Annotated in this window: 18 protein-coding genes and 1 pseudogene; 11 read left to right on the forward strand and 8 right to left on the reverse strand. The window is 74.8% G+C overall.

Annotated elements, in window-relative coordinates; genetic code table 11:
* Positions 1-2: 2 nt before the first annotated feature.
* The 3 genes from ACZ6B8_RS23585 to ACZ6B8_RS23595 are packed head-to-tail and all read left to right on the forward strand — an operon-like array spanning position 3 to position 3,519.
* Positions 3-1,244: a lycopene cyclase family protein gene (locus ACZ6B8_RS23585; RefSeq protein WP_471608487.1), complete on the forward strand. Its 1,242-nt coding sequence runs from the start codon at positions 3-5 to the stop codon at positions 1,242-1,244.
* Positions 1,241-1,969, forward strand: a complete 729-nt coding sequence (locus ACZ6B8_RS23590) for a class I SAM-dependent methyltransferase (protein WP_471608488.1) — start codon at positions 1,241-1,243, stop codon at positions 1,967-1,969. Before ACZ6B8_RS23585 ends, ACZ6B8_RS23590 begins: the two co-directional genes overlap by 4 nt.
* On the forward strand, positions 1,966-3,519 hold the full coding sequence (locus ACZ6B8_RS23595) for an FAD-dependent oxidoreductase (RefSeq protein ID WP_471608489.1): 1,554 nt from the start codon (positions 1,966-1,968) through the stop codon (positions 3,517-3,519). The genes ACZ6B8_RS23590 and ACZ6B8_RS23595 overlap by 4 nt, the downstream gene beginning before the upstream one ends.
* Before the next feature lie 84 nt (positions 3,520-3,603).
* Here the strand turns inward: ACZ6B8_RS23595 and ACZ6B8_RS23600 are convergent, their stop codons facing one another.
* The 5 genes and pseudogenes from ACZ6B8_RS23600 to ACZ6B8_RS23620 all read right to left on the reverse strand — a co-directional run bounded on the left by ACZ6B8_RS23600 (position 3,604) and on the right by ACZ6B8_RS23620 (position 10,146).
* Entirely contained in the window at positions 3,604-4,620 is a 1,017-nt protein-coding gene (locus ACZ6B8_RS23600) for a DUF5914 domain-containing protein (protein WP_471608490.1), read from the reverse strand.
* Entirely contained in the window at positions 4,617-5,633 is a 1,017-nt protein-coding gene (locus ACZ6B8_RS23605; RefSeq protein ID WP_471608491.1) for a phytoene/squalene synthase family protein, read from the reverse strand. The genes ACZ6B8_RS23600 and ACZ6B8_RS23605 overlap by 4 nt, the downstream gene beginning before the upstream one ends.
* Positions 5,633-7,132 (reverse strand): annotated as a pseudogene (locus tag ACZ6B8_RS23610) (phytoene desaturase); the annotation flags it as partial. The gene ACZ6B8_RS23605 and the pseudogene ACZ6B8_RS23610, both read right to left, overlap by 1 nt.
* On the reverse strand, positions 7,129-8,289 hold the full coding sequence (locus ACZ6B8_RS23615; RefSeq protein WP_471608492.1) for a polyprenyl synthetase family protein: 1,161 nt from the start codon (positions 8,287-8,289) through the stop codon (positions 7,129-7,131). The pseudogene ACZ6B8_RS23610 and the gene ACZ6B8_RS23615, both read right to left, overlap by 4 nt.
* Positions 8,290-8,490: 201 nt before the next feature.
* Positions 8,491-10,146 carry an SDR family oxidoreductase gene (locus ACZ6B8_RS23620; protein WP_471608493.1) on the reverse strand — a complete coding sequence of 552 codons (1,656 nt, stop codon included), beginning with the start codon at positions 10,144-10,146 and terminating at the stop codon, positions 8,491-8,493.
* A gap of 306 nt (positions 10,147-10,452) precedes the next feature.
* On the opposite strand from ACZ6B8_RS23620, the gene ACZ6B8_RS23625 reads away from it, so the two are divergent.
* From ACZ6B8_RS23625 to ACZ6B8_RS23640, 4 genes are all read left to right on the forward strand, one after another.
* Positions 10,453-11,061 carry a sigma-70 family RNA polymerase sigma factor gene (locus ACZ6B8_RS23625; RefSeq protein WP_471081832.1) on the forward strand — a complete coding sequence of 203 codons (609 nt, stop codon included), beginning with the start codon at positions 10,453-10,455 and terminating at the stop codon, positions 11,059-11,061.
* A 106-nt stretch (positions 11,062-11,167) separates the two neighbouring features.
* Positions 11,168-13,549 carry an ABC transporter ATP-binding protein/permease gene (locus ACZ6B8_RS23630; protein WP_471608494.1) on the forward strand — a complete coding sequence of 794 codons (2,382 nt, stop codon included), beginning with the start codon at positions 11,168-11,170 and terminating at the stop codon, positions 13,547-13,549.
* Between the two features lie 11 nt (positions 13,550-13,560).
* Positions 13,561-14,454: a hypothetical protein gene (locus tag ACZ6B8_RS23635; RefSeq protein WP_471608495.1), complete on the forward strand. Its 894-nt coding sequence runs from the start codon at positions 13,561-13,563 to the stop codon at positions 14,452-14,454.
* The gene (locus ACZ6B8_RS23640; protein WP_471081823.1) at positions 14,454-15,497 is read left to right on the forward strand and encodes a serine/threonine-protein kinase; all 1,044 of its coding nucleotides are present in this window, start codon (positions 14,454-14,456) and stop codon (positions 15,495-15,497) included. Before ACZ6B8_RS23635 ends, ACZ6B8_RS23640 begins: the two co-directional genes overlap by 1 nt.
* A gap of 20 nt (positions 15,498-15,517) precedes the next feature.
* Here the strand turns inward: ACZ6B8_RS23640 and ACZ6B8_RS23645 are convergent, their stop codons facing one another.
* Positions 15,518-16,819 carry a streptophobe family protein gene (locus tag ACZ6B8_RS23645; RefSeq protein ID WP_471608496.1) on the reverse strand — a complete coding sequence of 434 codons (1,302 nt, stop codon included), beginning with the start codon at positions 16,817-16,819 and terminating at the stop codon, positions 15,518-15,520.
* A 149-nt stretch (positions 16,820-16,968) separates the two neighbouring features.
* Here ACZ6B8_RS23645 and ACZ6B8_RS23650 point away from each other — a divergent pair, with 149 nt between their 5' ends.
* Together ACZ6B8_RS23650 and ACZ6B8_RS23655 are read left to right on the forward strand one after the other, a co-directional pair.
* Positions 16,969-18,252 carry a DUF6777 domain-containing protein gene (locus ACZ6B8_RS23650; RefSeq protein ID WP_471608497.1) on the forward strand — a complete coding sequence of 428 codons (1,284 nt, stop codon included), beginning with the start codon at positions 16,969-16,971 and terminating at the stop codon, positions 18,250-18,252.
* 112 nt (positions 18,253-18,364) lie between these two features.
* Positions 18,365-19,675, forward strand: a complete 1,311-nt coding sequence (locus ACZ6B8_RS23655) for a TerD family protein (RefSeq protein ID WP_471608498.1) — start codon at positions 18,365-18,367, stop codon at positions 19,673-19,675.
* Between the two features lie 50 nt (positions 19,676-19,725).
* Here ACZ6B8_RS23655 and ACZ6B8_RS23660 read toward each other — a convergent pair whose 3' ends face one another.
* Positions 19,726-20,916, reverse strand: coding sequence for a glycosyltransferase (locus tag ACZ6B8_RS23660; RefSeq protein ID WP_471608499.1), 1,191 nt, complete (start codon positions 20,914-20,916; stop codon positions 19,726-19,728).
* 58 nt (positions 20,917-20,974) lie between these two features.
* Here ACZ6B8_RS23660 and ACZ6B8_RS23665 point away from each other — a divergent pair, with 58 nt between their 5' ends.
* Both ACZ6B8_RS23665 and ACZ6B8_RS23670 read left to right on the forward strand, forming a co-directional pair.
* Entirely contained in the window at positions 20,975-21,763 is a 789-nt protein-coding gene (locus ACZ6B8_RS23665) for a glutamate racemase (protein WP_471081809.1), read from the forward strand.
* Between the two features lie 117 nt (positions 21,764-21,880).
* Positions 21,881-22,432: a hypothetical protein gene (locus ACZ6B8_RS23670; protein ID WP_471081806.1), complete on the forward strand. Its 552-nt coding sequence runs from the start codon at positions 21,881-21,883 to the stop codon at positions 22,430-22,432.
* 12 nt (positions 22,433-22,444) lie between these two features.
* On the opposite strand, the gene ACZ6B8_RS23675 is transcribed toward ACZ6B8_RS23670, so the two are convergent.
* Complete coding sequence (locus ACZ6B8_RS23675; protein WP_471608500.1) at positions 22,445-23,521, reverse strand: O-antigen ligase family protein; 1,077 nt, start codon at positions 23,519-23,521, stop codon at positions 22,445-22,447.
* Positions 23,522-23,539 lie beyond the last annotated feature (18 nt).

The raw sequence follows: 23,539 nt of genomic DNA on the forward strand, positions 1-23,539 counted from the left end.
CCATGAGGCGGGCGTCGCACGGGCACGACATCCCCGGCCGGCCCTCGGACGTGGTCATTCTCGGCGGCGGCGCGGCCGGACTCAGCCTCGCGTACCGCCTGACGGAGACCGGCGCGGGCGCGGTGACCGTGGTGGAGCCGCCGGCCGGACCGCTGCGCCCCGCCGAACGCACCTGGTGCTACTGGGACCGGGGCACGGGCGACTTCGACGCGGCGCTGACCGCCACTTGGTCCCGGCTGCGGGTGCACGGCGCCGACGGCGCGGCCGTCACCGTCGATCCCGCGCCCCTGAGCTACCGCATGCTGCGCTCAGGGCCCTTCGAACGCCTCGTGCACGCACGGCTGGCGCGATCCTCCGGAGCACGGGTGCTGCGCGCGACGGCGGAGGCGGTGCGCACGGTGGGCGGCGGGGCCGAGGTCCGCTGCACCGGCCAGGACGGGCAGGACCTGACCCTGCGTGCCCGCCACGTCTTCGACTCCCGCCCACTGCGCTCGCCGCCCCCGGCCCGCACCCTGCTGCTGCAGCACTTCCGGGGCTGGTTCGTCCGCACGGCCACGGACCGGTTCGATCCCGCGGTCGCCGACCTGATGGACTTCCGCGTCCCCCAGCCGCGACACGGCCTCGCCTTCGGATACGTGCTGCCGCTCGCCCCCGACCGCGCACTCGTCGAGTACACCGAGTTCTCCCGCGCCCCGCTCACCACCGAGGCGTACGAGCGGGCCCTCACCCACTACTGCCGCGACATCCTCCGCATCGGCACGCCCACGATCGAGTCGGCCGAGCAGGGCGTCATCCCGATGACCGACGCCCGCTTCCCGCGCCGGACCGGGCCCGCCGTCCACCGCATCGGGGCCGCGGGCGGCGCCACCCGCCCCGCGACCGGCTACACCTTCGCCGCCGTCCAGCGGCAGAGCCGGGCCATCGCCGCCGCCGTGCGCGCCGGGCGCCCCGACGTGCCCGCGCCGCACGGGCGACGCGCGCTGGCCATGGACGCCGTACTGCTGCGCGCCCTGGACACCGGGCGGATCGACGGCCCCGACTTCTTCACCGGTCTGTTCCGCACCACCCCCGCGGAGCGGCTGCTGCGCTTCCTCGACGGCGCCACCACGCCGTGGGAGGAGTGGGGCATCGGGATGCGCAGCCCCGTGGGGCCGATGCTCCGCACCGCCGTCGAACTCCCCTTCCTGCCCCGCCGGTTCCACCCGGCACCGGGCCGCCCCCGAAGCGAAGAGAGCCCCGGATGACCCTGCTGCGCGACCGCGACCTTGCGCGTGCCTTCGACGCCGCCTCACCCACGTACGACCTGCTCACCGCCCTCAACCCGGGTTACCGGGCCGACCTGTCGCGCTCGGCCCGCAGGCTTCGGCTGCCCGGCCGCGGGGCCGGGCTGCACCTGCTCGACCTGGGCTGCGGCACCGGCTCCTCGACCCGCGCGCTGCTGCGGGCCGCGCCCGAGGCCCGCATCACCGCTGTCGACGCATCGGCGGGCATGCTGGCGCGGGCCCGCGCCAAGTCGTGGCCGGTCGGAGTCCGTTTCCTGCACCTGAGCGCCGAGGAGCTGGCCACGGCGGACCGCGGACCGTTCGACGCGGTCTTCGCCGCCTACCTGTTCCGCAATGTCACCGACCCGGACCGGGTCCTCGCCGCCGTCCGGAGCGTGCTGCGCCCCGGCGGCCGGCTCGCCGTCCACGAGTACAGCCTCAGCGGGGCGGCGGCCCACCGGGCCCTGTGGAACGCCGTGTGCCGCGCGGTGATCATCCCGGCCGGCACCCTCAGCGGCGACGGCGCCCTCTACCGCCATCTGCGGCGCAGCGTCCTCGACTTCGACACCGTGCCCGACTTCACCGCCCGGCTGACCCGAGCCGGGTTCACCGGAGCGCGGGCCGTCCCGGTCGCCGGCTGGCAGACGGGCATCGTGCACACCTTCCTCGCGGCGGGCGGCGCCGCCACATCGGAGGCCACCTCGTGAGCACCCCGCGCGACATCCCCCGCCGGGGCCGGGACCGCAAGGCCGACGTGCTGCGGGCCGTCCCGGGCCGCGCGCGGTTCGCCCCCGGCGACGCGCCCCGCGCCGCCGTGATCGGCGGCGGTATCGCCGGACTCGCCGCCGCCACCGGGCTCGCCGAGCGCGGCGTCCGCGTCACCGTGTACGAGAGCGGCGAAGCGCTCGGCGGGCGGCTCGCGGGCCGGCGGATCCGGCTGGCGGACGGCTCGGCGGCGACCATGAGTCGCGGGTTCCACGCCTTCTTCCGGCAGTACTACAACCTGCGGGGCCTGTTGCGGCGCACCGACCCCACGCTCGCCCGGCTCACCGCCCTGCCCGACTACCCCCTGCGGCACAGCGGTGGCCTCACCGACAGCTTCGCCCGCGTCCCGCGCACGCCCCCGCTCAGCGCGCTCGGCTTCGTCGCGCTGAGCCCCACCTTCGGCTGGCGCGACCTCGCCACCATGGACGCCCGCGCCGCGCTGCCCCTCCTGGACGTCCGCGTCCCCGAGGTGTACGAGCGGTACGACGGGCTCAGCGCCACCGCCTTCCTGGAAGGCATCCGCTTCCCCGAGGCGGCGCACCACCTGGCGTTCGAGGTGTTCTCGCGCAGTTTCTTCGCCGACCCGCGCGAACTGTCCGCCGCCGAACTGCTCCTGATGTTCCACATCTACTTCCTCGGCTCGGCGGAGGGCCTCCTCTTCGACGTACCGAACGAGCCCTTCCCGCAGGCGCTCTGGGAGCCCCTCGGCGACTACCTGCAGCGCCTCGGGACGGACATCCGCACTGGAACACCCGTGCGGAGGGTGCGTCCGCGCGACGGCGGGGCCGAGGTGTGCACCGAGACGGCGGCCGACCGGTACAACGCGGTGGTCCTCGCCCTCGACTCCGCCGGACTGCGCCGGCTCGTCGCCGCCTCGCCGGGCCTGGGGACCCCGCCCTGGCGCGACGACATCGCGGCCCTGCGCAACGCGCCGCCCTTCCTCGTCAGCCGGCTCTGGCTCGACCGGCCGGTCCGCGCCGACCGGCCGGGGTTCCTCGGCACCAGCGGATACGGCGGCCTGGACAACGTCAGCGTCCTGGACCGGTACGAGGACGAGGCCGCGCGCTGGGCCTCACGGAACGGGGGCGCGGTCGTGGAACTCCACGCCTACGCCGTGGGGGAGGGCGAGGAGCGGACCGCCGTCGAGCGGCGCCTTGTGGAGCAGTTGTACGAGGTATATCCGGAGACCCGCGGGGCCCGTGTGGTCGACGCCCGGCACGAGTGGCACGCCGACTGCCCCCTCTTCCCGGTCGGCACCTACCGACGGCGGCCGACTGTACGCAGCCCCCACCCCTGGCTGACCCTGGCCGGCGACGTGGTGCGCTGCGACCTCCCGGTCGCCCTGATGGAACGCGCCGCCACCACGGGCTTCTTGGCGGCGAACACCCTGCTGGCCGAACACGGGGTCAAGGGTCAGACCTTGTGGACGGTTCCACGGATGGGCCGCTCAGCCGTGCTGCGAGCCCTCGGCTCACTGGCGGTCATCCCGTGAGTGGGGGATTCACGGGGCGCATAGCCGGCTGATTAACGTGCTGTGGTACGGAGTTGACGAAGTGTCACCTGCCTGTCGTCTGGCTCAGCCCGGAAAACGCTTCGTGCTGCGCAGTGCCCAGCGCCGTTCCGCGTACGCCAGGTCGTCGCGCCACAGGCGGCCCGCCGTGTGACGCATCAGAGGGCGCAGCGCGGGGGCGGCGGCTCGGGCCAGGGCGAAGCCGCGCCGGTCCGATGCGGCAACCACCGCCTCGACCACCGCGGTGCGCGGCCGTGTGGCGGACGCGCCCGTCAGCGGCGTGGCATGCGTCTCCACCACGGACGTCGCTCCCTCGCCCTCGGTGATGCGCATCACCACCGTCCGCGGCCCCGGGGCGGTGAACTCGGCCCGCACCGGCACGACCAGACGGCGCGTCACCCGGAACGACACGTCGACGACGAACGCGTCGTCAGCTCCCTCCGCGCCGTCCTCCGGCCCCCGGACCACCGTCAGGTCGACGAACGAGTACGGGTGGAACCAGGAGCCGTGCCACGGGTCCAGCCGGTTGGCGATGACGTCCTGCGGTTCGCACCGCCCCGCCGCCGTGAAGACCGCCGCCACCCCGGTGTCCGGCGCGGGACGCTCCGGAACCATCGGCCGGGGCGAGGGTTCCTCGCCGCCCACCGCGTCCAGACGTACCCACACCAGCACCCCGTCGTCATGGACGGGGTAGGGCTCCCAGCCGGCGAACGGGCCGCCGTTCAGGGCCAGTCCGTGCCAGTGGCAGACCAGGGTCCCGCACACCACCCGGCTGTCGCGCAGCGGCGCCCCGAGGTGCGGGCAGATCCCCGGGCCCGCGTGCAGCTCACCGCCGTCCGAACGCCACAGCACGACCTCCTCGCCGCCCACCGTTCGGCCGCAGGGGCCACCCCCGGCGCGCACGTCACGGGAGGCGCCGACCACGAACCAGTTGCCGGAGGGGCGCGCCGAGGCCCGGTCGAGCGCCCCGGCGATCAGCGCGGGCCGCGCCTCCCGCCAGGTCGGCTCCTGGTCCGCCCAGCCGGGACCGCGGCGCCGCCGCAACGGAGGTGTCCAGCGGGCCCGTTCCGGTCGGCCGGTCACTGACTGGTCCTTTCCACGGGGGAGTTGGGGGAGTGCGTCTCCAGGGTCCCGGCGCGTCCGGGTGGTGTGAACTCCCGGGCGCGGGCGCGCCACCGCGCGCCGATCACGCGGACGACCCCGGCCGCCGCGGTCGCCGCCCGGCGGGCACGGGACACCACGGCCCTGCGGTGCAGCACGTCGTACTCCTGGTCGGCGATCGCGTCGAGGATGCCGCCGTACAGCGTGGTCGCGGCCCGGATGCAGGGGCGCACGCGGGGGTCGAGCATGGCGATGCCGGGCTCCGCCTCCCGGTACACGTCCCGCGTCATCGCCTCGGCGGCGACCAGTGCCGCGCGGATCCGTGGGTCGCGTCGTCCGGTGCGGCGGCTCCACTCCAGCAGCGGCCGGTCCACGCCGTGCGCGGCGAGCAGGTCGGCGGGCAGATAGACGCGGCCCCGGTCCAGGTCCTCGCCGACGTCCCGCAGGAAGTTGGTGAGCTGGAAGGCCACGCCGAGGGCCGCCGCGTGCGGCGCCGCCTCCTCGCGGGGCACCACCGTGCCGAGCACCGGCAGCATCTGCAGTCCGATCACCGCGGCCGAACCATGCATGTACGTCCGCAGCTCCGCGTAGGTCGGATAGTCGGTGACGCTCAGATCGCTGCGCATCGAGACCAGGAAGTCGGAGAAGAGGTCCGGATCGATGGCGTAGCGCTCAGCGGTGTCGGCCACCGCGCGGACCACCGGTTCCTCGCCGCCCCCGGTGCGCAGACCCCGCGCGAGGTCGCCCTCCAGTTCCAGGAGGAGCCGGTCGCGTTCCGCCGGGGTCAGCCGCCGGTCCAGGTCGTCGACGATGTCGTCCGCCCACCGGGCGAAGCCGTACAGGGCGTGCACGGCGGTGCGGCGTTCCACGGGAAGCAGCCGGGTGGCGAGGAAGTAGGTGCGGCCGTGCCGGGCGTTGAGCTGCCGGCACCGGGCGTAGGCGGCGCGCAGCGCGGGGTCGGTGATGCGGGCGGCGGTGAGTTCGCGACGGGTCATCGGCGGCCTTTCGCGGTTCCGGCGCCGGTCACGCGCGCGGCGGCCAGCTTGCCGGAGATCAGGACGGTCGGGACGCCCACGCCCGGGGTGGTGCCGCACCCGGCGAGGACCACGTTGTCGAGACCGCGCACCAGGTTGCGCGGCCGGAACGGGCCGGTCTGCGCGAAGGTGTGCGAGACGGAGAAGGGGCTGCCCGCGGCATGGCCCTGCGCCGCCCAGTCCCACGGGGTCACGAGCAACTCCCTCTCGATGCTGTCCCGGAACCCGTCGAGACCCCGGCGTTCCAGTTCCGCCGCCAGCTCGTCGCGGTAGCGCGGGCCCAGGTCCCGCCAGGTGGTGGGGGAGGGGCCGACGGCGGTGTTGGGGCAGGGGGCGAGGACGTAGTGCAGATGCCGGTCCGGCGGGGCGAGGGAGGGGTCGTGGGTGGTCGGCCGGGTGATCAGCAGGGACGGATCACTCATCAGCCGCCCGGTACGGGTCAGTTCGTCGAAGGTCTCCGCCCACTTGGACCCGAACGACAGCGTGTGGTGGGCGAGTTGGGGCCAGGTGCGGTCGGTGCCCGCGTGCAGGACGACCGCGGACGGGGACTGGCGCAGACGTACCGGGCGCCGGGGCGCGCGGCCCAGGAGGCGGTGGGCGGACGGGAGTTCGCAGGAGAGCACGACGGCGTCGCACGGGATGCGCTCGCCCGTCGTCAGGCGCACCGCGCGCACCCGGCCCGCCGACCGTTCCAGTGTGCTCACCTCGGCCGACCAGCGCAGATCGGCACCGGCGTCCCCGGCCGCGTCGGCCATCGCACGGGGCAGCGCGTGCATGCCGCCCCGGGGGAAGAAGACCCCGGCCACGGTGTCCATGTAGGCGATCACGGCGTACGCGGCGAGCGCGCGGGCCGGGGCGACCCCGGCGTACAGGGCCTGGAAGGAGAAGACCCGGCGCAGCCGCGGGTCGGAGAGGAAGCCGGCGATGCGGCGGTCCAGGCTGCCGAAGCCGCCGAGCGCCGCGAGCCGGGCCAGATCGGGGTGGAGCAGTTGGAGGGGCGAGTCGAAGTTGGTGTCGATGAAGCGCCGCATCTGGGCCGCGTAGAGCCGCTCCAGCCACTGCCGCAGCCTGCGGTACCCCGCCGCCTGCGCGGGGCCGGCGAAGCGCCTGACCTCGGCCTCCATCGCCTCGCCGTCGGTGTGCACGTCCAGCGAGGAGCCGTCCGCGAAGCACGCCCGGTAGGCCGGGTGCAGGGCCACCAGCTCCACCCGCCGGTGCAGGCTGTCGCCGACGGCGGCGAACGCCTCGTCGGCCAGGTGCGGCATGGTCAGCACGGTGGGGCCGGTGTCGAGCCGGTACCCGCCCAGCTCGACCCGCCCCGCCCGGCCGCCGGGCCCCGCGTCCCGCTCGACCAGGGTGACCTTGCGCCCCGCGCCGATGAGGTGCAGGGCGCAGGCGAGACCGGAGAGCCCGGCGCCGACGACCACGACGTGGTCGGTCGGCCCGCTCACGGCCCTCATCGGACCCGCTCCATGCGGTGCGGCGCGAGACCCGCGGCGCGCTCGACCAGGGCCGCGAACTCCCGCTGTACGTCGGGGTCCGCGCCCGTGGCCTCGAAGTGGCGGCGGCTCCGGGCCGCCAGCTCCACGATCTTGGCCTCCACCACCGCGCGCGCCCCGGTCTTCTCCAGGGTCCGCCGCATGTGCTGCACCGCGGCTGGCGTGGGGTCCGTGCCGGGTGCGAGGGCGGCGGTGGCGTCCGGGTCGCCGGACGTCTCGGCGAGGGTGAGGGCCACCGCGAGCAGGTAGGTGAGCTTGCGCGTGCGCAGGTCGTCGTCGGCCGGCTTGCCCGTCCGCGCCGGGTCGCCGAACGCGCCGACCAGGTCGTCGTGGAGCTGGAAGGCCAGCCCCGCGCACCGCCCGGCCGCGCGCAGCGCCTCCAGGGTCCGCTCGTCGGCGCCGGCCGTCAGGGCGCCCAGCGCCAAGGGGCGGGCGACGGTGTAGAGGGCGCTCTTGAGCGTGGCGATGGCCTCCGCTTCGTCGAGGCCGGTCGCGCCGGTCGCCTGCGCGTGCAGGTCGCGGTACTGGCCGGCGACCATCTCGCTCCGCATGGCCCGCCATTCGGTGTGCAGCCGGGCGCCGTGGGCCGAGGTGAGCGCGGTCTCGGTCAGCAGGTCGTCGGCCCACGCCAGCGCGAGGTCGCCGGTGAGCACCGCGGCGGACATGGCGAAGGTCCGGGGCGGTCCGCCCATCCCGGCGGCCCGGTGCAGCCGTTCGAACTCGACGTGCACGGCCGGCGCGCCCCGGCGCAGCGGCGATCCGTCCATGACGTCGTCGTGCACGAGGGCGCACGCCTGGACCAGTTCGAGGGCGGCAGCGGTGCGCAGGACGGCCTCCGGGTCCCCCGAACCGCCCGCGGCACGCCACCCGCACCACGCGAAGGCGGCGCGCAGCCGCTTCCCGCCGCGCAGGACGAACGCGGTCAGCCGGTCGGCCACGTCCTCGGCGAACACCGGGTCGACGGCACGGGCCCGCCGCGCCGAGGCGTCCAGCACCCGGGTGAGCACCGCCTCCACGGCCCCGGTGGCGTCGGCGGCCGTACGCGGTGTGCCGACGGCCGTACGTGGGGTGCCGACCGGTCCGGCGGATTCGGCGGCGGTCGGCCGCAGTCCAAGCATGCACTGCCTCTTCTCGGTCTCCGACACCTGCACACATGTGGTTCCGCCGCCGGCCCCGATACGGATGCGGCTCCGGCAGTTTTGCCCGCCCGACGGCGCGATCGGCCGAACGCCACACGGTGGGGCCACCGGTGTGAGCCTCATGGCGGCGTCCCACCCCGCGCGGCTCTCCTCGTGGAGGCCCGCCGCCGGTGTGGGCCGTCAGCCCCGGTCGCCCGGCCTGCGGCCCTTCGCGGCGGCCTCGGTGATGTTGCGGGCCATGCCGCCGAACACCGCGGCGTGGAACGGGGAGACGGACCACCAGTAGGCGTGGCCGAGGAGCCCGCGCGGGTGGAACAGGGCGCGCTGGCGGTAGCGGGTGCGGCCCTCCTCGTCGGTCTCCGCGTACATCTCCAGCCACGCGAGACCCGGCAGCCGCATCTCCGCGCGCAGTCGCAGCAGCCGGCCGGGCTCGATCTCCTCCACCCGCCAGAAGTCCAGCGAGTCACCGACCCGCAGATGCTCGGCGTCCCGGCGCCCGCGGCGCAGTCCGACCCCGCCGACGAAGCGGTCGAGCCAGCCGCGGACCGCCCAGGCGATCGGCCACGAGTACCAGCCGTTGTCGCCGCCGATCCCCTCGATGACCCTCCACAGCCGGGCGGGCGACACGTCGACGGTGAGCTCCCGTTCGTCCTTGTAGAGGCTGCCGCCCGCCCAGTCCGGGTCGGTGGGCAGCGGGTCGCTCGGCGCCCCCGGCACGGACGCCGACGACCACCGCGTCGCGACCTGGGCCTCCCGCACCCTGCGCAGCGCCAGGGCCAGCGCCTCGGGGAAGGGCAGCGGGCGGCCCGGACCGTCCGGCACGTACCGGGCGATGTCGTGCTCCTGGCAGACGACTTCGTGCCGGAGCGACTCGGTGAGCGGCCGGGCGATGGAGGCGGGCACCGGCGTGACGAGGCCGACCCAGTGACTGGACAGGCTCGGGGTCAGCACCGGGACCGGCACGATGAGGCGACGCGGCAGCTCGGCGACGGCCGCGTATCCACGCATCATGTCGAGATACGTGAGGACGTCGGGGCCGCCGATGTCGAAGGCCCGGTCGACGTCGGCCGGCATGCCGGCCGAACCGACGAGGTAGCGCAGCACGTCACGCACCCCGATGGGCTGGGTGCGGGTCTGCACCCAGCTGGGGGTGACCATGACCGGAAGCCGTTCGGTCAGATAGCGCAGCATCTCGAACGAGGCCGACCCGGAGCCGATGACGACGGCGGCCCGCAGCACGGTGGCCGGCACCGGACCGTCCAGGAAGATCCGTCCGACCTCCGCCCGCGAGCGCAGATGCGGTGAGAGGCGCCGCTCCGGAACGCCCTGGGGGGTCAGGCCGCCCAGGTAGACGATCCGGCGCACCCCGGCGGCCCGCGCCTGCTCGGCGAAGATCCGGGCCGCCCGGCGGTCCGTCTCCTCGAAATCCGACCCGGAACCGAGGGCGTGCACCAGGTAGTACGCGACCTCGATCCCGCTCAGCGCCGCCCCTACGGACTCGGCGTCGGTCACGTCGCCCTTGACCGTTTCGACGTCTCCCGCCCAGGGGAGGTCGCGCAGTTTGCCGGGGGAGCGGGCCAGACAGCGCACGCGGTGGCCCGCCGCCAGCAGCTCCGGCACCAGACGCCCGCCGATGTATCCGGACGCCCCGGTGACCAGACAGTGCAAGGGCTCTTCGGTCGGCTGTCCGTCCCTGGCCACGATCGACTCCTTCGGCTGCTCCGCACCGGCGCTCTCCACCGGCTGCTCTCCACCATCCACCGGCTGTTCGCTCCGCGTGCTCACCGCGGCCGCTCCCTCGGCCCCGCGCCGGAAACGGCCCCCTCGGCCGATCATGACCGCAACGGGCCGCCGCTTCACATGACCACTTCCTCGCGGGAGCCGCCGGCGGATGCACGGACCAGGCCGGATGCCGAACCGGAGGCGTACGGCCGTTCGGGGTCACTGGCCCGGTCCGACGCAGAAGCGACGCACAACCGACGCACATTGCGGCTCGGGCGGCGTGACCGTGAGGTTGGGGGCACAGGGAAGGGCGGCGGGCGTGCACCGGCGTGCAGGCGGGCGGCCCGCGACGACCGGCGCGCCCGGCTCTCCGTACCACTGTGCCGGTGCCGCGCAGGACTCGGCTGGAGGGCGACGTACATGACCGCGACGGCACAGGCCGGCACCGGCCCCTCGTCGAAGGTGCTCGGCGGGTGGGCGATCGACGCCGAAGAGGCGCACGCGCACGAGGAGTTCTCCGCGGGCCTCGCCCGTGGCGACGAGCACTGCTTCACCGCGCTCTACCGCCGCTGGGGCTCCTTGGTCTACGCGCTCGCGGTGCGCTCCCTCGGCGACCCGCGGGAGGCCGAGGACGTCACCCAGCAGGTGTTCCTCGCCGCGTGGCGCGGCCGGGGCGGCTACCGGCCCGAGCGCGGGCCCGTCTCCGCCTGGCTGGTCGGCATCGCCCGGCACAAGACCGTCGACGCCCTCTCGGCCCGCGCGCGGCGCGGCGAGGTCGTCGACCGGGGGTGCGTCGCCGCCGAGGCCGACCCCGTGCCGCAGGCGCATCTCGACGCCGCGCTCGACCGCGTCCTGCTCGGCCAGGAGCTCGCGAAGCTTCCCGCGGCCCAGCGGCACGTCCTCGGTCTCGCGTTCTTCGAGGACCTCACCCAGGTGCAGATCGCGGAGCGGACCGGGCTGCCGCTGGGCACGGTGAAGAGCCACATCCGCCGGGCGCTGGGCCGCCTGAACCGCTCCCTGCGGAACTAGCGCCGCCCCGCCCGCACCGACCAGGCCGTCCGCGCGGAATCGTGCATATTCGACGCAGCCGCCTCCAGCCCAGGCGACCTCTCGGCCAAATGGGTAGAATTCGGGCATGGGAGAGTGGTGGTCCATGGCGTCGACCGCGCCCGAGCTCGTCCTGGAGACCGATTCGGGCTCTACGGTGATGAGTCCGAGCCGGGACTACCACGTGGGGCGCGATCCCTTGAGCGACATCGTCATCGACGACGCCCGCGTCTCCTGGCACCACGCCGTCCTGCACGCCGGGCTCGACCACTGGACGATCGAGGACGAGCACAGCACCAACGGCACCTACGCCGACGGGCGGCGCGTCCAGGAGGGGGACATCGGGCCGGGCAGCGTCATCCGGTTCGGCAGCGTCACGGACGGCCCCCGCGCGGTCCTCGTCGGCCGCGCCCCGCCCGAGCCCGTCGCGGCCCGGCCGGTCGCCCCCGAGCGCCCCTCCTCCGTCAGCATGCCCTCGGCCACGGGCACCTTCCGGCAGCCGACGTCCGTACGCCCGCTGCCCTCCCGTACGGTCCGCATCGGCCGCGCCGACGACAACGACGTGGTCATCGACGATCTGGTGGTCTCGCGGCGGCACGCCGAACTGAGGGTGCTCGCCGACGGCACGTACGAGATCGTCGACCTCGGCAGCCACAACGGCACCTACCTCAACGGCCAGCCCGTGGTCCGCGCCCCGGTCGCGGCGGGCGACATCATCGGCGTCGGCCACCGCGCGTACTGCCTCGTGGGCGACGAACTGCAGGAGTACGTCGACACGGGCGAGGTGTCGCTCGACGTCCAGGGGCTGACGGTCACCGTCGACCGGGGCCGCAAGACCCTCCTCGACCAGGTCTCCTTCCCCGTCGGCGAGAAGTGCCTGCTGGCCGTCGTCGGGCCCAGCGGCGCGGGAAAGTCCACCCTGCTCAACGCCCTCACCGGGCTGCGCCCCGCGGACGACGGCACCGTCCTGTACGACGGCCGCGACCTCTACCGCGACTACGCGGAGCTGCGCCAGCGCATCGGTCTCGTCCCGCAGGACGACATCCTGCACGCCCAGCTGACCGTGCGCCGCGCCCTCGGATACGCCGCCGAACTCCGCTTCCCCCAGGACACCGAGAAGGCGGAACGCCGCGCCAGGGTCGACGAGGTCATTCGCGAACTCGGCCTGGAACAACGCGTGAACCAGCCCATCCACAGCCTCTCCGGCGGCCAGCGCAAGCGGGTGAGCGTCGCGCTCGAACTCCTCACCAAGCCGTCGCTGCTCTTCCTCGACGAGCCGACGTCCGGGCTCGACCCCGGCATGGACCGCTCGGTGATGCACATGCTGCGCGGCCTGGCCGACGACGGCCGCACGGTCATCGTCGTCACGCACAGCGTGCTCAGCCTCGACGTGTGCGACCGGCTCCTGGTGCTCGCCGCGGGCGGCAGGATCGCCTACTACGGGCCGCCGCAGGACGCGCTGCCGTTCTTCGGCTTCACCCAGTGGCCGGAGGCGTTCGAAGCCTTCGAAGGAGACCGCGACCGGGACTGGGCCGAGGAGTACCGGCGCTCGCCCCTCCACCAGCAGTACATCGCCAACTCCTCCGCCCAGCCCTTCCCGGGTGGCGCGCGGGGCGGCGCGGCACCGCCCGCCTCCTTCGCGCCACCGCCGAAGGCGCAGAGCTGGGGATCCCAACTGCGCACGCTGGTACGGCGCTACGCGGCCGCACTCGGCGCGGACCGGACGTTCCTCGCGATCATGATCGCGCTGCCGTTCGTGATGGGTGCCATGGCGCGTGCGCTCGCCGGGAGCAAGCTGACGCAGGACACGGCGATGAACGCGCTGCTCATCCTCTGTGTGGGCGGCGTCCTGACCGGCGCGGCCAACGCCGTACGGGAGTTGGTCAAGGAGCGCGTGATCTACCGGCGGGAACGGGCCGTCGGGCTCTCCAGATCGGCGTACCTGATGTCGAAGGTCGTCGTCCTCGGCACGATCACCGTGCTGCAGGCGGTGGTGCTGACCCTGGTCGCCCTGCTCGGCGTCGACCTCAACGCCCCCGGCGGCAAGGGGGTGGTCCTGCCACCGCTGGTCGAGGTCACCTTGGCGGTCGCCCTGCTGGCGTTCACCGCCATGATGCTGGGACTTCTCGTGTCGGCGGTGGTGCGCAAGGAGGAGGTGACGATGCCGCTGCTCGTGCTCCTCGCCATCGTCCAGGTGGTCTTCTGCGGCGCACTCCTCAAGCTGAACGGGGTGCCGGGCGTCGAGCAGTTGGCGTGGCTCGTGCCGTCCCGCTGGGCGCTGGGCGCCATGGCGGGGACCATCGGCCTCGGCAGGATCATCCCCGGGGAACTGACCGCCGACCCGCTGTTCCGCCATTCCCTGGGCGTCTGGCTGCTCGACCTGGGCATGCTGGTGGCCCTCTCCGCCGTCTTCGGATACGCGGTCGCCCGGCTGCTGCGCCGCCACGAACCCGCCGTCATGCGGAAGTAGGAGCCCGAGCGATGACCACCGCGGAGTTCCGCCCCACACATGTCGTCCCCCAGGACGGGCTGCCCGCCTGGGAGGCGCCGGACGTGCGGCGCCCGACGGCCCCGCTCGACGCGCTGCTGCCCGTACAACTGGTCGACCGGCTCGGCGACTGGGGCCGGATCGTCTGCGCCAACGGATGGTCGGCGTGGGTCGATGGCAGGCTCCTGGTCGCCGTACCGCGGGACCCGCCGGGCGCGGGCGGCCCGCTGACCCGGACGGCCGACCCCGGGCCGCTCCTGTCCAGGACCGAGGACGCCCTGGGCCGCTACCGGCGCGCGGCGCAGGAGCTGGCGGAGGGTGGCGTGGACGGGGAGTCGTTCCGGCGCAGGACGCGCGGACTGCGGGTGGGCGTGGTCGTGGAGGGCGAGTCGGTCTGGCTCTACGACGCCGAACACGAACGGTGGGTGTACTGCGACGGGACGCAGCTCAGTACCTACGCGGCGGGGGGCGGCCCCGGCGTCGAGGGGCGGGGGATCCCGAACGGTGAAGCGGGACCGGGGGATTCTTTGCCCGGCTCGCCCGGCCCGTACGACGAGGAACCCACCGCTCTTGTCCCGGCCGTGCGGGAGGTCGACGACGCTGGGGAAGGGACGGTGGGGCCGGGGGAGACCCAGGTGGTCGGGGTGGCCGGGCCCGAGCCGACGCGGGTGGTGGAAGTCGGGCCGCCGCAGATGGTGGGGCCCGAGGAGACGCAGTTGGTGGAGGTCGTGTCCGACCCCGGGCGGGCGCCCGCGCCACAGGACGGGCGAGCCGCTCGACAGGCGCCCCACGGCGAAGGCCCCGTTCCGCACGGCGGACGCCCCGCCCCGCTCCTGCCGCCCGGGATGGACGATCCCGATCCGGCCCAACGACCCGGTGACGCCTGATGGTTCCCGCAGCGGTGCCCGCCGCTCCCGGACCCGCCCCGGGTGACCGCGGCCCGAGCCCGCACTCCGGGCGGCCCTCCGAGCTGATCGGGAAGCAGATCGCGGGCTACCGGATCGAGGACGAGATCGGGCGCGGCGGCATGGCCGTCGTCTACCGCGCCAAGGACCTGCGCCTCGACCGGACCGTCGCCCTCAAGCTGCTCGCCCCCGAGCTCGCGCGCAACGACACCTTCCGGCAGCGCTTCACCCATGAGTCGCGCGTCGCCGCCGCGATCGAGCACCCGCACATCGTGCCGGTCTTCGAGGCGGGGGAGACGGACGGCGTGCTCTACATCGCGATGCGGTACGTCCCCGGTCGCGATCTGCGCCATCTCCTCGACCACGCGGGCCCCCTCTCCGTCGGCGCCGCCCTCCGCATCGCCACGCAGGTCGCGTCCGCGCTCGACGCCGCCCACGACCACGGCCTGGTCCACCGCGACGTCAAGCCGGGCAACATCCTCGTGGCCAAGGGCACGGACAGCGACCACCCGGAGCACGCCTACCTCACGGACTTCGGCCTCACCAAGAAGTCGCTCTCGCTGACCGGGTTCACGACCGTGGGCCAGTTCGTCGGGACCCTCGACTACGTGGCCCCGGAGCAGATCTCGGGCCGCCCGGTGGACGGCAGATGCGACGTCTACAGTCTCGCCTGCGTCGTCCACGAGACCATGGCGGGCGGGCCGCCGTTCCAGCGTGACGACGACATCGCCCTCCTCTGGGCCCACCAGTACGACGCGCCGCCCCGCCTGACGGAGAAGCGCCCCGGTGTCCCCGCGGCCCTCGACGACGTCCTCGGGCGGGCGCTGGCCAAGAGCCCCGAGGACCGGTACGGCTCCTGCCTGGCGTTCACCGCCGCGCTGCGGGCCGCGGTCACGGCCGGCACGGCGGGGGACCACCCTCCGACGCGGGTGGACCGCCCGGTCGTGGGAGCGTCGCCGGGGCCCGGGGCGCCTCCCGGACCGCCCGCCTGGGCCCGTCCGGTCTTCCGGTCGCTGACCGGCTGACCTCGCCCCGCTCCGGCCCGTCAGACGTGGCCGTTCTCCACCTCGCCCCGCCGGTGGATCGGCCGCGCGAGCAGGCCGCCGAGGAAACCCGTGACCAGGCCCCAGGCCACGGCCAGGATCAGCGCCCTCCCCAGCTGGGGCCGCAGCTCGACCAGGCCGGACAGACCGCCGCCGAGGTCACCGATGCCCAGCAGCGAGAGGCCGTAGTGGGCGGACACACCGGCGAGCAGACAGACGGCGAGCACCGTGAGGGCCAGCGCGACCGCCATGTGCACGGCGTGCTGCCACAGCCGCATCCGCGCCGGGGAACGGACCGCCATGAGGAACGCGGCCCCCAGCACCAGGACCGCCGCGACGACGAGCAGCCACCACACCCGCCCGTCGTGTTCGGCGAGCGTGTGCAGGCTGAGCGTGGAGATGTCCGGCGTCCGCAGTACGTCGTCGAGGACCTGCGGCATGGGCAGCCCGAACGGCCCGTCCACCCGGCCCTCCCACGAGGCGCCGAGCCCCAGGGTGAAGGCGAGCCAGACGAGGTTGGGCAGCCCGAGCAGCACCACCGCGCACGTCTCGGCGGCATGGCCCCGGGTCACCGCCACGACGAGCCCGATGACGAAGCCGAGGACGACGTACGACAGCAGCAGGACGACCATGGCGAAGGCCGCGGGGCGTACCGACTCCTGGAAGCGCAGCAGACGGGCGGGGAGCGGGGCCCCACGCGAGACGAGGAGGACCAGCGCGAGGACGCCGGCGAGCCAGAGCAGTCCGAAGAGGAGGGTCAGCGGCACGTCGGTCTCGAACCCCACCTCGGGCGAGGAGTCGAGCAGGTCGCCGATCTCGTCGGCGGGACCGTCGCCGAGTCCGACGGCGAAGCGGTGCCGTGCCGGCAGCCCGAGGCCGACGAGCGCCAGGAGCCACAGCACCGCGATCCGGCCTGCCCAGCCCGCGAGTTCCTTCGCGTCGGCGACGGCCCGGTGCCGCAGCGGCCGGAGGAACCCGACGGCGAGTGTCAGGGCTCCGGCGAGGCTCACGGAGAGCGGGAGCACGGAGAGCCCGGCGTTCGTCTCGGCGATCATCCCGGCGCCGCCGGACAGCCCCACGGAGCCACCGACCGCCATCACGACGACGGCCGCGACGACGCTCGGGAAGGCCCCGCCGGGCAGGTCGGCCGCGCCCGCGGCCCACAGGCCGAGCGCCGCGACGACCGCCATGACCACCAGCGGGGCGAGCACGGCCACCAGCGCGTGGGGCCAGCCGTGGGGTGCCCTTCGGCCCTGCTCCGCGCGTTGCGCCGCTGCCCGCCGAGGCGGTGTCTGCTCGCTCACGTTGTCACGCTAAGCAGCGCCGGACCGGCTCGCCCGTCGGGAGGGCCGACCGCGTCGGCTTGCGGGCCCCCGGAGACCCAGGCACACAATAGGCGCGTAACGCAACAAACCGTACGTAGTGGTTCCCCCTACGCAGGGAAGAAGTGTTCGTGAGCGTCGAACCGCCGTCGTCAGGACGCCCCACGGGGCCCCCTTCGGGTCCGCTCTCGGGCCCCTCACAGCCGAGTCCTTCGGGGCCGGGCGAGACCCAGGCGGGTGCGACCCGCGCCGGTCCCGCGACGCCGCCGCCAGGAGGCGAGCGTCCCTCCGGCCCGCCTTCCGGCGGTGCTCCGCCGGGCGGCGGGGGCCGCGGCGGTGGGCCCGAGGGTCCGGACGAGGGCTCCGGCGCGAGCCCCGGTCCGTCCCGCCCGTGGTGGAAGTCCGCGCCCCGCGTCGCGGCCGTCTCCGCCGCGGTGGTGGCCGCGGTGGTGCTGACCGTCGTCCTCACCCGCCCCGACGGCTCGTCGCAGGCCGGCGGCGAGGTCCTCCTCCAGCCCGCCGCCAAGTCGGGACCCGACCCCTTCACCGGGTCGACGGCCCGCGGCGACTCCACGCCGCCCTCCCCGAGTGCCCTGCCGAGCTCCTCGGCGTCGGCCAACGTGACGCGCGGCGTCGACGGCGGAGCGCCCGGCCTCTACGGCGGGACCCGTAAGGTCGCCAGCTGCGACGTGGAGAAGCAGGTCGACGCGCTCCGGAAGGACCCGGCGAAGAACAAGGCGTTCGCCTCGGTCCTCGGCGTCCAGCCGTCCGGTGTCCCCGCCCATCTCCGTGCGCTCACGCCCGTACAGCTGCGGTGGGACACCCGCGTGACCAACCACGGCTACCGCGACGGAAAGTCCACGAGTTATCAGGCCGTCCTGCAGGCCGGCACGGCCGTGCTGGTCGACGACCGCGGCGTGCCGCGGGTGCGCTGCGCGTGCGGCAACCCGCTGACGCCGCCCGTCGCGCAGAAGGGCACGCCGAAGCGGACGGGCGACGCCTGGCCCGGCTACCGCTCGTCGAACGTCGTGGCCGTGGCGCCCGCCGCCCAGGCCGTGCACACGTTCGTCATGTACGACCGGGACAGTGGCGCCTGGTTCGAACGGCCCAAGGGCGACACGGGAACCGGCGACACCAAGACCGAGCCGCCGGTGGCCGACCCCTCCACGCCCCCTTCCACGCAACCCTCCACGCCCCCGTCCACCGACGAGTCGTCCTCGGCGAGCACTCCGCCGCCGTGCGCCTCGCGGTCCGCCGGCGCGTCGTCGGCGAGCTCGTGCCCGCCCTCGTCCGCGTCGTCGTCCGCACCGTCCTCCTCGCCGGCCACGCAGCCGCCCTCGTCGGCCCAGGAGGAGTCGTCCGCGTCCGAGCCCGCGCAGCCGCCGTCGGCTCCCGGTACGGACGGGAGTCCCTGACCGGACAAGCCGACGGACGCCGGTGGGGGGCCTTCGCGCGGTCCGGATATAGGTTGGCCGCGAACGTGAACAGCGACCCCGCCGGACGCGGCGACTTGTGATGGGGGCGGACATGACCATGCCTAAGGGATCGAACGTGCCCGTACCGGCACCCGCGGTACGGATCGAACTGGGGTGGGGTGCCGGCGCCGGAGTGCCGGACGCCGACGCGTCGGCACTGTTGCTGGCCGCTTCCGGAAAGGTGCGCTCGGACGCGGACTTCGTCTTCTACAACCAGCCCGGGCACGCGTCCGGGGCGGTACGGCACGAGGGCAAGCAGCGTTCGGACGGCGGGGTGAGCGACGTGCTGAGCGTCGACCTCGCGCGCGTGGAACCGCAGATCGAGACCGTGGTCCTCGCCGCGTCGGCCGACGGCGGCACCTTCGGGCAGGTCCCCGGCCTGTACATCCGCGTCCTCGACGCGGCGAACGGCGCCGAACTCGCGCGTTACGACAGCTCCGACGCGACCGTGGAGACCGCGTTCGTCCTCGGCGAGCTGTACCGGCGCCAGGGCGCGTGGAAGTTCCGCGCCGTCGGACAGGGCTACGGCAGCGGGCTGGAGGGGCTGGCCACCGACTACGGCATCACAGTGGACGAGCCCCAGCAGGCGGCCCCGGCCCCGGCGGCTCCGGCCCAGCCCGCCCCCGTACCTCCGGCCCCGCCCGCCCCGCCGGCCGCCGCCCCCACCCCGCCACCGGCGGCCCCGCCCGCCCCTCCCGCCGCGGCAGCCGCCCCCGCCGCCCCCGTACGCCTGACCAAGGTCACTCTGACCAAGGACGCGCCCTCCGTCTCCCTGATGAAGCAGGGCGGCACCTCGGGCGGCATGCGGGTCAACCTCAACTGGCAGGTGCGCAAGCAGTTCAAGGGGTGGGGCGCCAAGCTCGGCAGGGCCGTCGCCATGCACGCCGACCTCGACCTCGACCTCTGCGCCCTCTACGAACTCGCCGACGGCCGCAAGGGAGTCGTCCAGGCGCTCGGCAACGCCTTCGGGGCGCTGCACCAGCCGCCGTACATCCTGCTCGACGGCGACGACCGGACCGGCGCCGTCGCCACCGGCGAGAACCTCACCATCAACCTCGACCACATCAAGGACTTCCGCCGCATCCTCATCTTCGTGACCGTCTACGAGGGAGCGCGCAGCTTCGCCGACCTCAACGCCACGGTCACCCTCCAGCCGCAGCACGGCGCCCCGGTCGACTTCTCGCTCGACGAGTGCACGGTCCCCTCGACGGTGTGCGCGCTCGCCCTGCTCACCAACAACGGCGGCGACATCGTCGTCCAGCGCGAGGCCCGCTACCTGGTCCCGGACCGCGGCGTCAGCCCGCAGCGCACCGTCGACCACGCCTACGGGTGGGGCATGAACTGGACACCCGGCAGGAAGTGACCCACGGGCGCCGCCCGGACCGGCGGCGCCCCGCCCCGGCACCGCGCAGATCAGTGCTGCTCGGGTGAGGGCTCCGCCGTGGTGGTGTCGGGGCGCGCGTACGTCCGCCCCTTCCATGCCGCGCCCCGCCCGCGGTAGTGCTGCACCGCCGAGTCCACGGTCATCAGGAGGTACAGGAACGCGGTGGCGGGCAGCGACAGGGCGAGCCAGGTCGGCTGCCGGTAATAGCGCAGCATCGGCAGGTACGTCACCGTCATCACCAGCCATGCGAGCCCGCCCGCCGCCGCGGCCGCCGCACTCCCCGTGGCGAGCCCCGCGAACAGCGCGACGGGCGGGGCGAGATACACCAGCGCGAGGCCGCAGACCGTGCCGACGAGCAGCAGCGGCTGGTGCCGCAGCTGGGCGTACGCGCTGCGCGACACCATCCGCCACAGGTCGGCGAGACGCGGATACGGGCGCACGCTGTCGACGCGCTCGGCCAGCCCCAGCCAGATGTGGCCGCCCGCGCGCTTGACCGCGCGGGCGAGCGCCACGTCGTCGATCACCGCCTGCCGGATGGCGTCGGGGATCCGGGCGCGTTCGGCGGCGTCCGTGCGCAGCAGGACACAGCCGCCCGCCGCGGCCGCCGTCCGCGACCCCTTCCTGCCGATCCACCGGAACGGATAGAGCTGCACGAAGAAGTACACGAAGGCGGGGACCACCAGGCGCTCCCACCCGCTCGCCACCCGCAGCCGGGCCATCAGGGAGACCAGGTCGTAGCCCCCGTGCCGGGCCGCGGCCACCAACTGGCGCAGGCTGTCCGGCTCGTGGGCGATGTCGGCGTCGGTGAGCAGCAGGTACTCGGGGTCACGCGCGCGTGCCAGGCCGATGCCGTGGCGCACCGCCCAGAGCTTGCCGGTCCAGCCGGCGGGCGGCTCACCGGGGGAGCCGACGGTGAGGGGCAGGCCGCCGTGGCGCTCGGCCAGCGCGCGGGCCAGCTCACCCGTCCCGTCCGTACTGCCGTCGTCGACCAGGAAGATCTCGGCCCGCCCCGGATAGTCCTGGGCGAGCAGCGAGGGCAGGCTCAGCGGCAGGACCTCCGCCTCGTCCCTGGCCGGGACGACCACGCAGACCGACGGCCAGTCCGCGGGCTCCCGGCGCGGTGGCAGCCGGACGTCCGTACGCCAGAAGAAGCCCTGCCCCACCAACAGCCACAGCCACGCGGCAAGCGATCCGGCGGCGATCCACGCAACGGCGCTCATCCGCCGAAGTCTGCCCCACCGGAGGGGTGCTGTGGGGCCCATCGACTATGGTGACCGGGTGAAGATCGCGCTCATGGACTCCGGTATCGGACTGCTCGCCGCGGCGGCCGCGGTACGTCGCCTGCGGCCCGACGCCGATCTCGTCCTCTCCTCGGACCCCGACGGCATGCCGTGGGGTCCGCGCACTCCCGAGGACCTCACGGAGCGCGCCATCGCCGTCGCCGAGGCCGCCGCCCGGCACCGCCCCGACGCGCTGATCGTGGCCTGCAACACCGCGTCCGTGCACACGCTGCCCGCGCTGCGAGCCGTCCTGGAGCCCGGGATCCCGGTCATCGGGACCGTCCCCGCGATCAAGCCCGCGGCCGCGGGCGGCGGCCCCTTCGCCATCTGGGCCACCCCCGCCACCACCGGCAGCCCCTATCAGCGGGGGCTCATCGACGACTTCGCGCACGGCGCGGACGTCACGGAGGTGCCCTGCCCGGGCCTCGCCGACGCCGTGCAGCACGCGGACGAGCAGGCCATCGACGAGACGATCGCCGCCGCCGCGGCCCGCACGCCGCCCGAGGCGAGGGCCGTCGTCCTGGGCTGCACCCATTACGAGCTCGTCGCCGAACGCATCCGGGCCGCCGTCCAGCGGCCCGGCCTGCCGCCGCTGGTCCTGCACGGCTCGGCCGGCGCGGTGGCGGCCCAGGCGCTGCGCAGGACCGGAGCGCTCGCCGGGACGGACGCCGGTGCGGCGGCGCCCGGCCTCACCGTCCTGCTCAGCGGCCGCGAGGAGCAGCTGCCGCCCGCCGCGCTCGCGTACGCGGAGGGGCGCATGCTCGCGGCGGTCAGCCCGGCGCTCTGAGCCGCAGCCCCGCCGGGGCGCCACCCGCCTCGGCCCGGCGCACGGGGGCCCGCCCGGCCGCGTGATCACTCTCCGCGACGAGGTGGCTTCACGGCGGAATCTGAGTAGTCTCGAACCATGAAGGACCAAGCCCCAGGTGAGCGGGCCGCATCCGACGGCCCGCCCGAAGTGTGGACCGGGCGCGCGACCAACCGCGCGCAGTGGCTGCTGGCCTGCGCCGGCGCCGCGTGTGTGGCGCTCGGCATCGAGCTCGCCGTGGACTCCATGTGGACGTCGGGCATCGCTCCGCTGGTCATGTCCGTCGTCGGGTGCATCGCGGTCGGACTCCTGATGCTCTTCGGGACGCTCGCCTTCGTCCACGTGGCCGTGAAGGTCGACCAGGAGTGCCTGGAAGTGCGCTGCGGCCATCTGGGGCTGCCGCGCCGCCTCATTCCGCTCTCCCATGTCGTCGGCGCCGACTTCGCGCCCGCCGTCACGCCCCGGCAGTGGGGCGGCTGGGGTTACCGCTGGCGGCCCGAGAAGGGCACCGCCGTCGTGGTCCGGCGCGGCGAGGGCCTGGTGATCAGCCTGGGCGACGGCCACAAGTTCACGGTGACGGTCGACAACGCCGAGGCGGGCGTCCGCGCGATCCGGGCCCGCCTGGGCCTCAAGGGCGGCAACGGATCCTGACCGGAGGGGCGATCACCCGCCGTCCTCGCTGACTCTGTGAGGGCGTGCCGCAGGCCTCTCCCGCAGCTCGTCGTCCAGCGGCAGCGCCGTAGCGATGCCCGCGAGCAGCCCCGCCCCCGTCGTCACCACCGTCACACTCAGCGCGTTGCCCACCGCCGCCACGGCCGTCAACCCCGTCAGGGCCGCGCCCGCCGACAGCACGACCTGTGTGGAGCCGGGCGAACGCCACAGCGCGTACAACAGCCAGCCGTACACCCCCGCGAGCAGCCCCGCTCCGACGAGCCCCTGCTCCGAAGCCTGTTGCAGCAGAGCCGAATGCGGCTTGCCGTCCGCAGGGACGTCCTCGGCGACCACGGGGCCGGCCTCGCCGAAGCGCCCCGGCCCGACCCCCGACGCGGGGTCCCGCTCCGCGAGGCCCAGCGCGTCCTGCCAGAGCAGGACGCGCTGGCGGCCGAGGCCGCCCTCCAGCGGAGCCGCGAGGCCCTCCGGCAGCGCTTCGTCGGCTACCGCCACCGAGAGCCCGGTGACCAGCACCGCGGCGAGCGCGAGCCCGGCGACGCCGAGCGCCCTGCCGCGCAGCCGGGCGCTCGCGAGGGAGCAGAGCAGCACCGCGAGGGCGCCCGCGCAGCCGACCGGCGACCCCAGCGCCGCCGCCGTACCGGCGATCACCGCGGCGAGGAGCCTCAGCGCGAGACGGGCGGACGGACGACCGGTGGCCCACGCCGCGCAGCACGCCGCACCGGCCGCGAGGATCAGCACCCCGGCCGTGGCACCGGCGTGGCCGAGCGCGGAGGGCGCACCGAGCGCGGGACGCGGCGCCGCCACCGCGAGCCCGAGCCCAGCGAGGGCTCCGGCGCAGGGCGCGGCGACCGGGAGCAGCGCCCCGCAGATCCGCCCGCCCGCGAAGCCGGCGGCCACGGCGAGCACCGCGAGGAGTATCCCTTCGGGACTGCCGCCGTGCACCCCCGCCGTGATCAGCGCCCAGGCGGCACACGCGCCGAGCAGCGCCCCGCCCGTGGCGTCGGAGGCGCTCCGCAGCTCTCCCGCCGCCGCGGGACCGGTCGACACAGCTGTCCCCGTTGACCCCATCCCGTCGCCCCCCGGTGT

The sequence above is a fragment of the Streptomyces sp. NPDC041122 genome (genome assembly GCF_055592445.1).

What these genes read in the sequence shown, in the direction of transcription:
- ACZ6B8_RS23585 (WP_471608487.1), top strand. Translation starts at nt 3, where the DNA reads ATGAGGCGGGCGTCGCACGGGCACGACATCCCCGGCCGGCCCTCGGAC.
- ACZ6B8_RS23590 (WP_471608488.1), top strand. Translation starts at nt 1,241, where the DNA reads ATGACCCTGCTGCGCGACCGCGACCTTGCGCGTGCCTTCGACGCCGCC.
- ACZ6B8_RS23605 (WP_471608491.1), bottom strand. Translation starts at nt 5,633, where the DNA reads ATGACCCGTCGCGAACTCACCGCCGCCCGCATCACCGACCCCGCGCTG.
- ACZ6B8_RS23615 (WP_471608492.1), bottom strand. Translation starts at nt 8,289, where the DNA reads ATGCTTGGACTGCGGCCGACCGCCGCCGAATCCGCCGGACCGGTCGGC.
- ACZ6B8_RS23620 (WP_471608493.1), bottom strand. Translation starts at nt 10,146, where the DNA reads ATGATCGGCCGAGGGGGCCGTTTCCGGCGCGGGGCCGAGGGAGCGGCC.
- ACZ6B8_RS23625 (WP_471081832.1), top strand. Translation starts at nt 10,453, where the DNA reads ATGACCGCGACGGCACAGGCCGGCACCGGCCCCTCGTCGAAGGTGCTC.
- ACZ6B8_RS23630 (WP_471608494.1), top strand. Translation starts at nt 11,168, where the DNA reads ATGGGAGAGTGGTGGTCCATGGCGTCGACCGCGCCCGAGCTCGTCCTG.
- ACZ6B8_RS23635 (WP_471608495.1), top strand. Translation starts at nt 13,561, where the DNA reads ATGACCACCGCGGAGTTCCGCCCCACACATGTCGTCCCCCAGGACGGG.
- ACZ6B8_RS23640 (WP_471081823.1), top strand. Translation starts at nt 14,454, where the DNA reads ATGGTTCCCGCAGCGGTGCCCGCCGCTCCCGGACCCGCCCCGGGTGAC.
- ACZ6B8_RS23655 (WP_471608498.1), top strand. Translation starts at nt 18,365, where the DNA reads ATGACCATGCCTAAGGGATCGAACGTGCCCGTACCGGCACCCGCGGTA.
- ACZ6B8_RS23660 (WP_471608499.1), bottom strand. Translation starts at nt 20,916, where the DNA reads ATGAGCGCCGTTGCGTGGATCGCCGCCGGATCGCTTGCCGCGTGGCTG.
- ACZ6B8_RS23670 (WP_471081806.1), top strand. Translation starts at nt 21,881, where the DNA reads ATGAAGGACCAAGCCCCAGGTGAGCGGGCCGCATCCGACGGCCCGCCC.
- ACZ6B8_RS23675 (WP_471608500.1), bottom strand. Translation starts at nt 23,521, where the DNA reads ATGGGGTCAACGGGGACAGCTGTGTCGACCGGTCCCGCGGCGGCGGGA.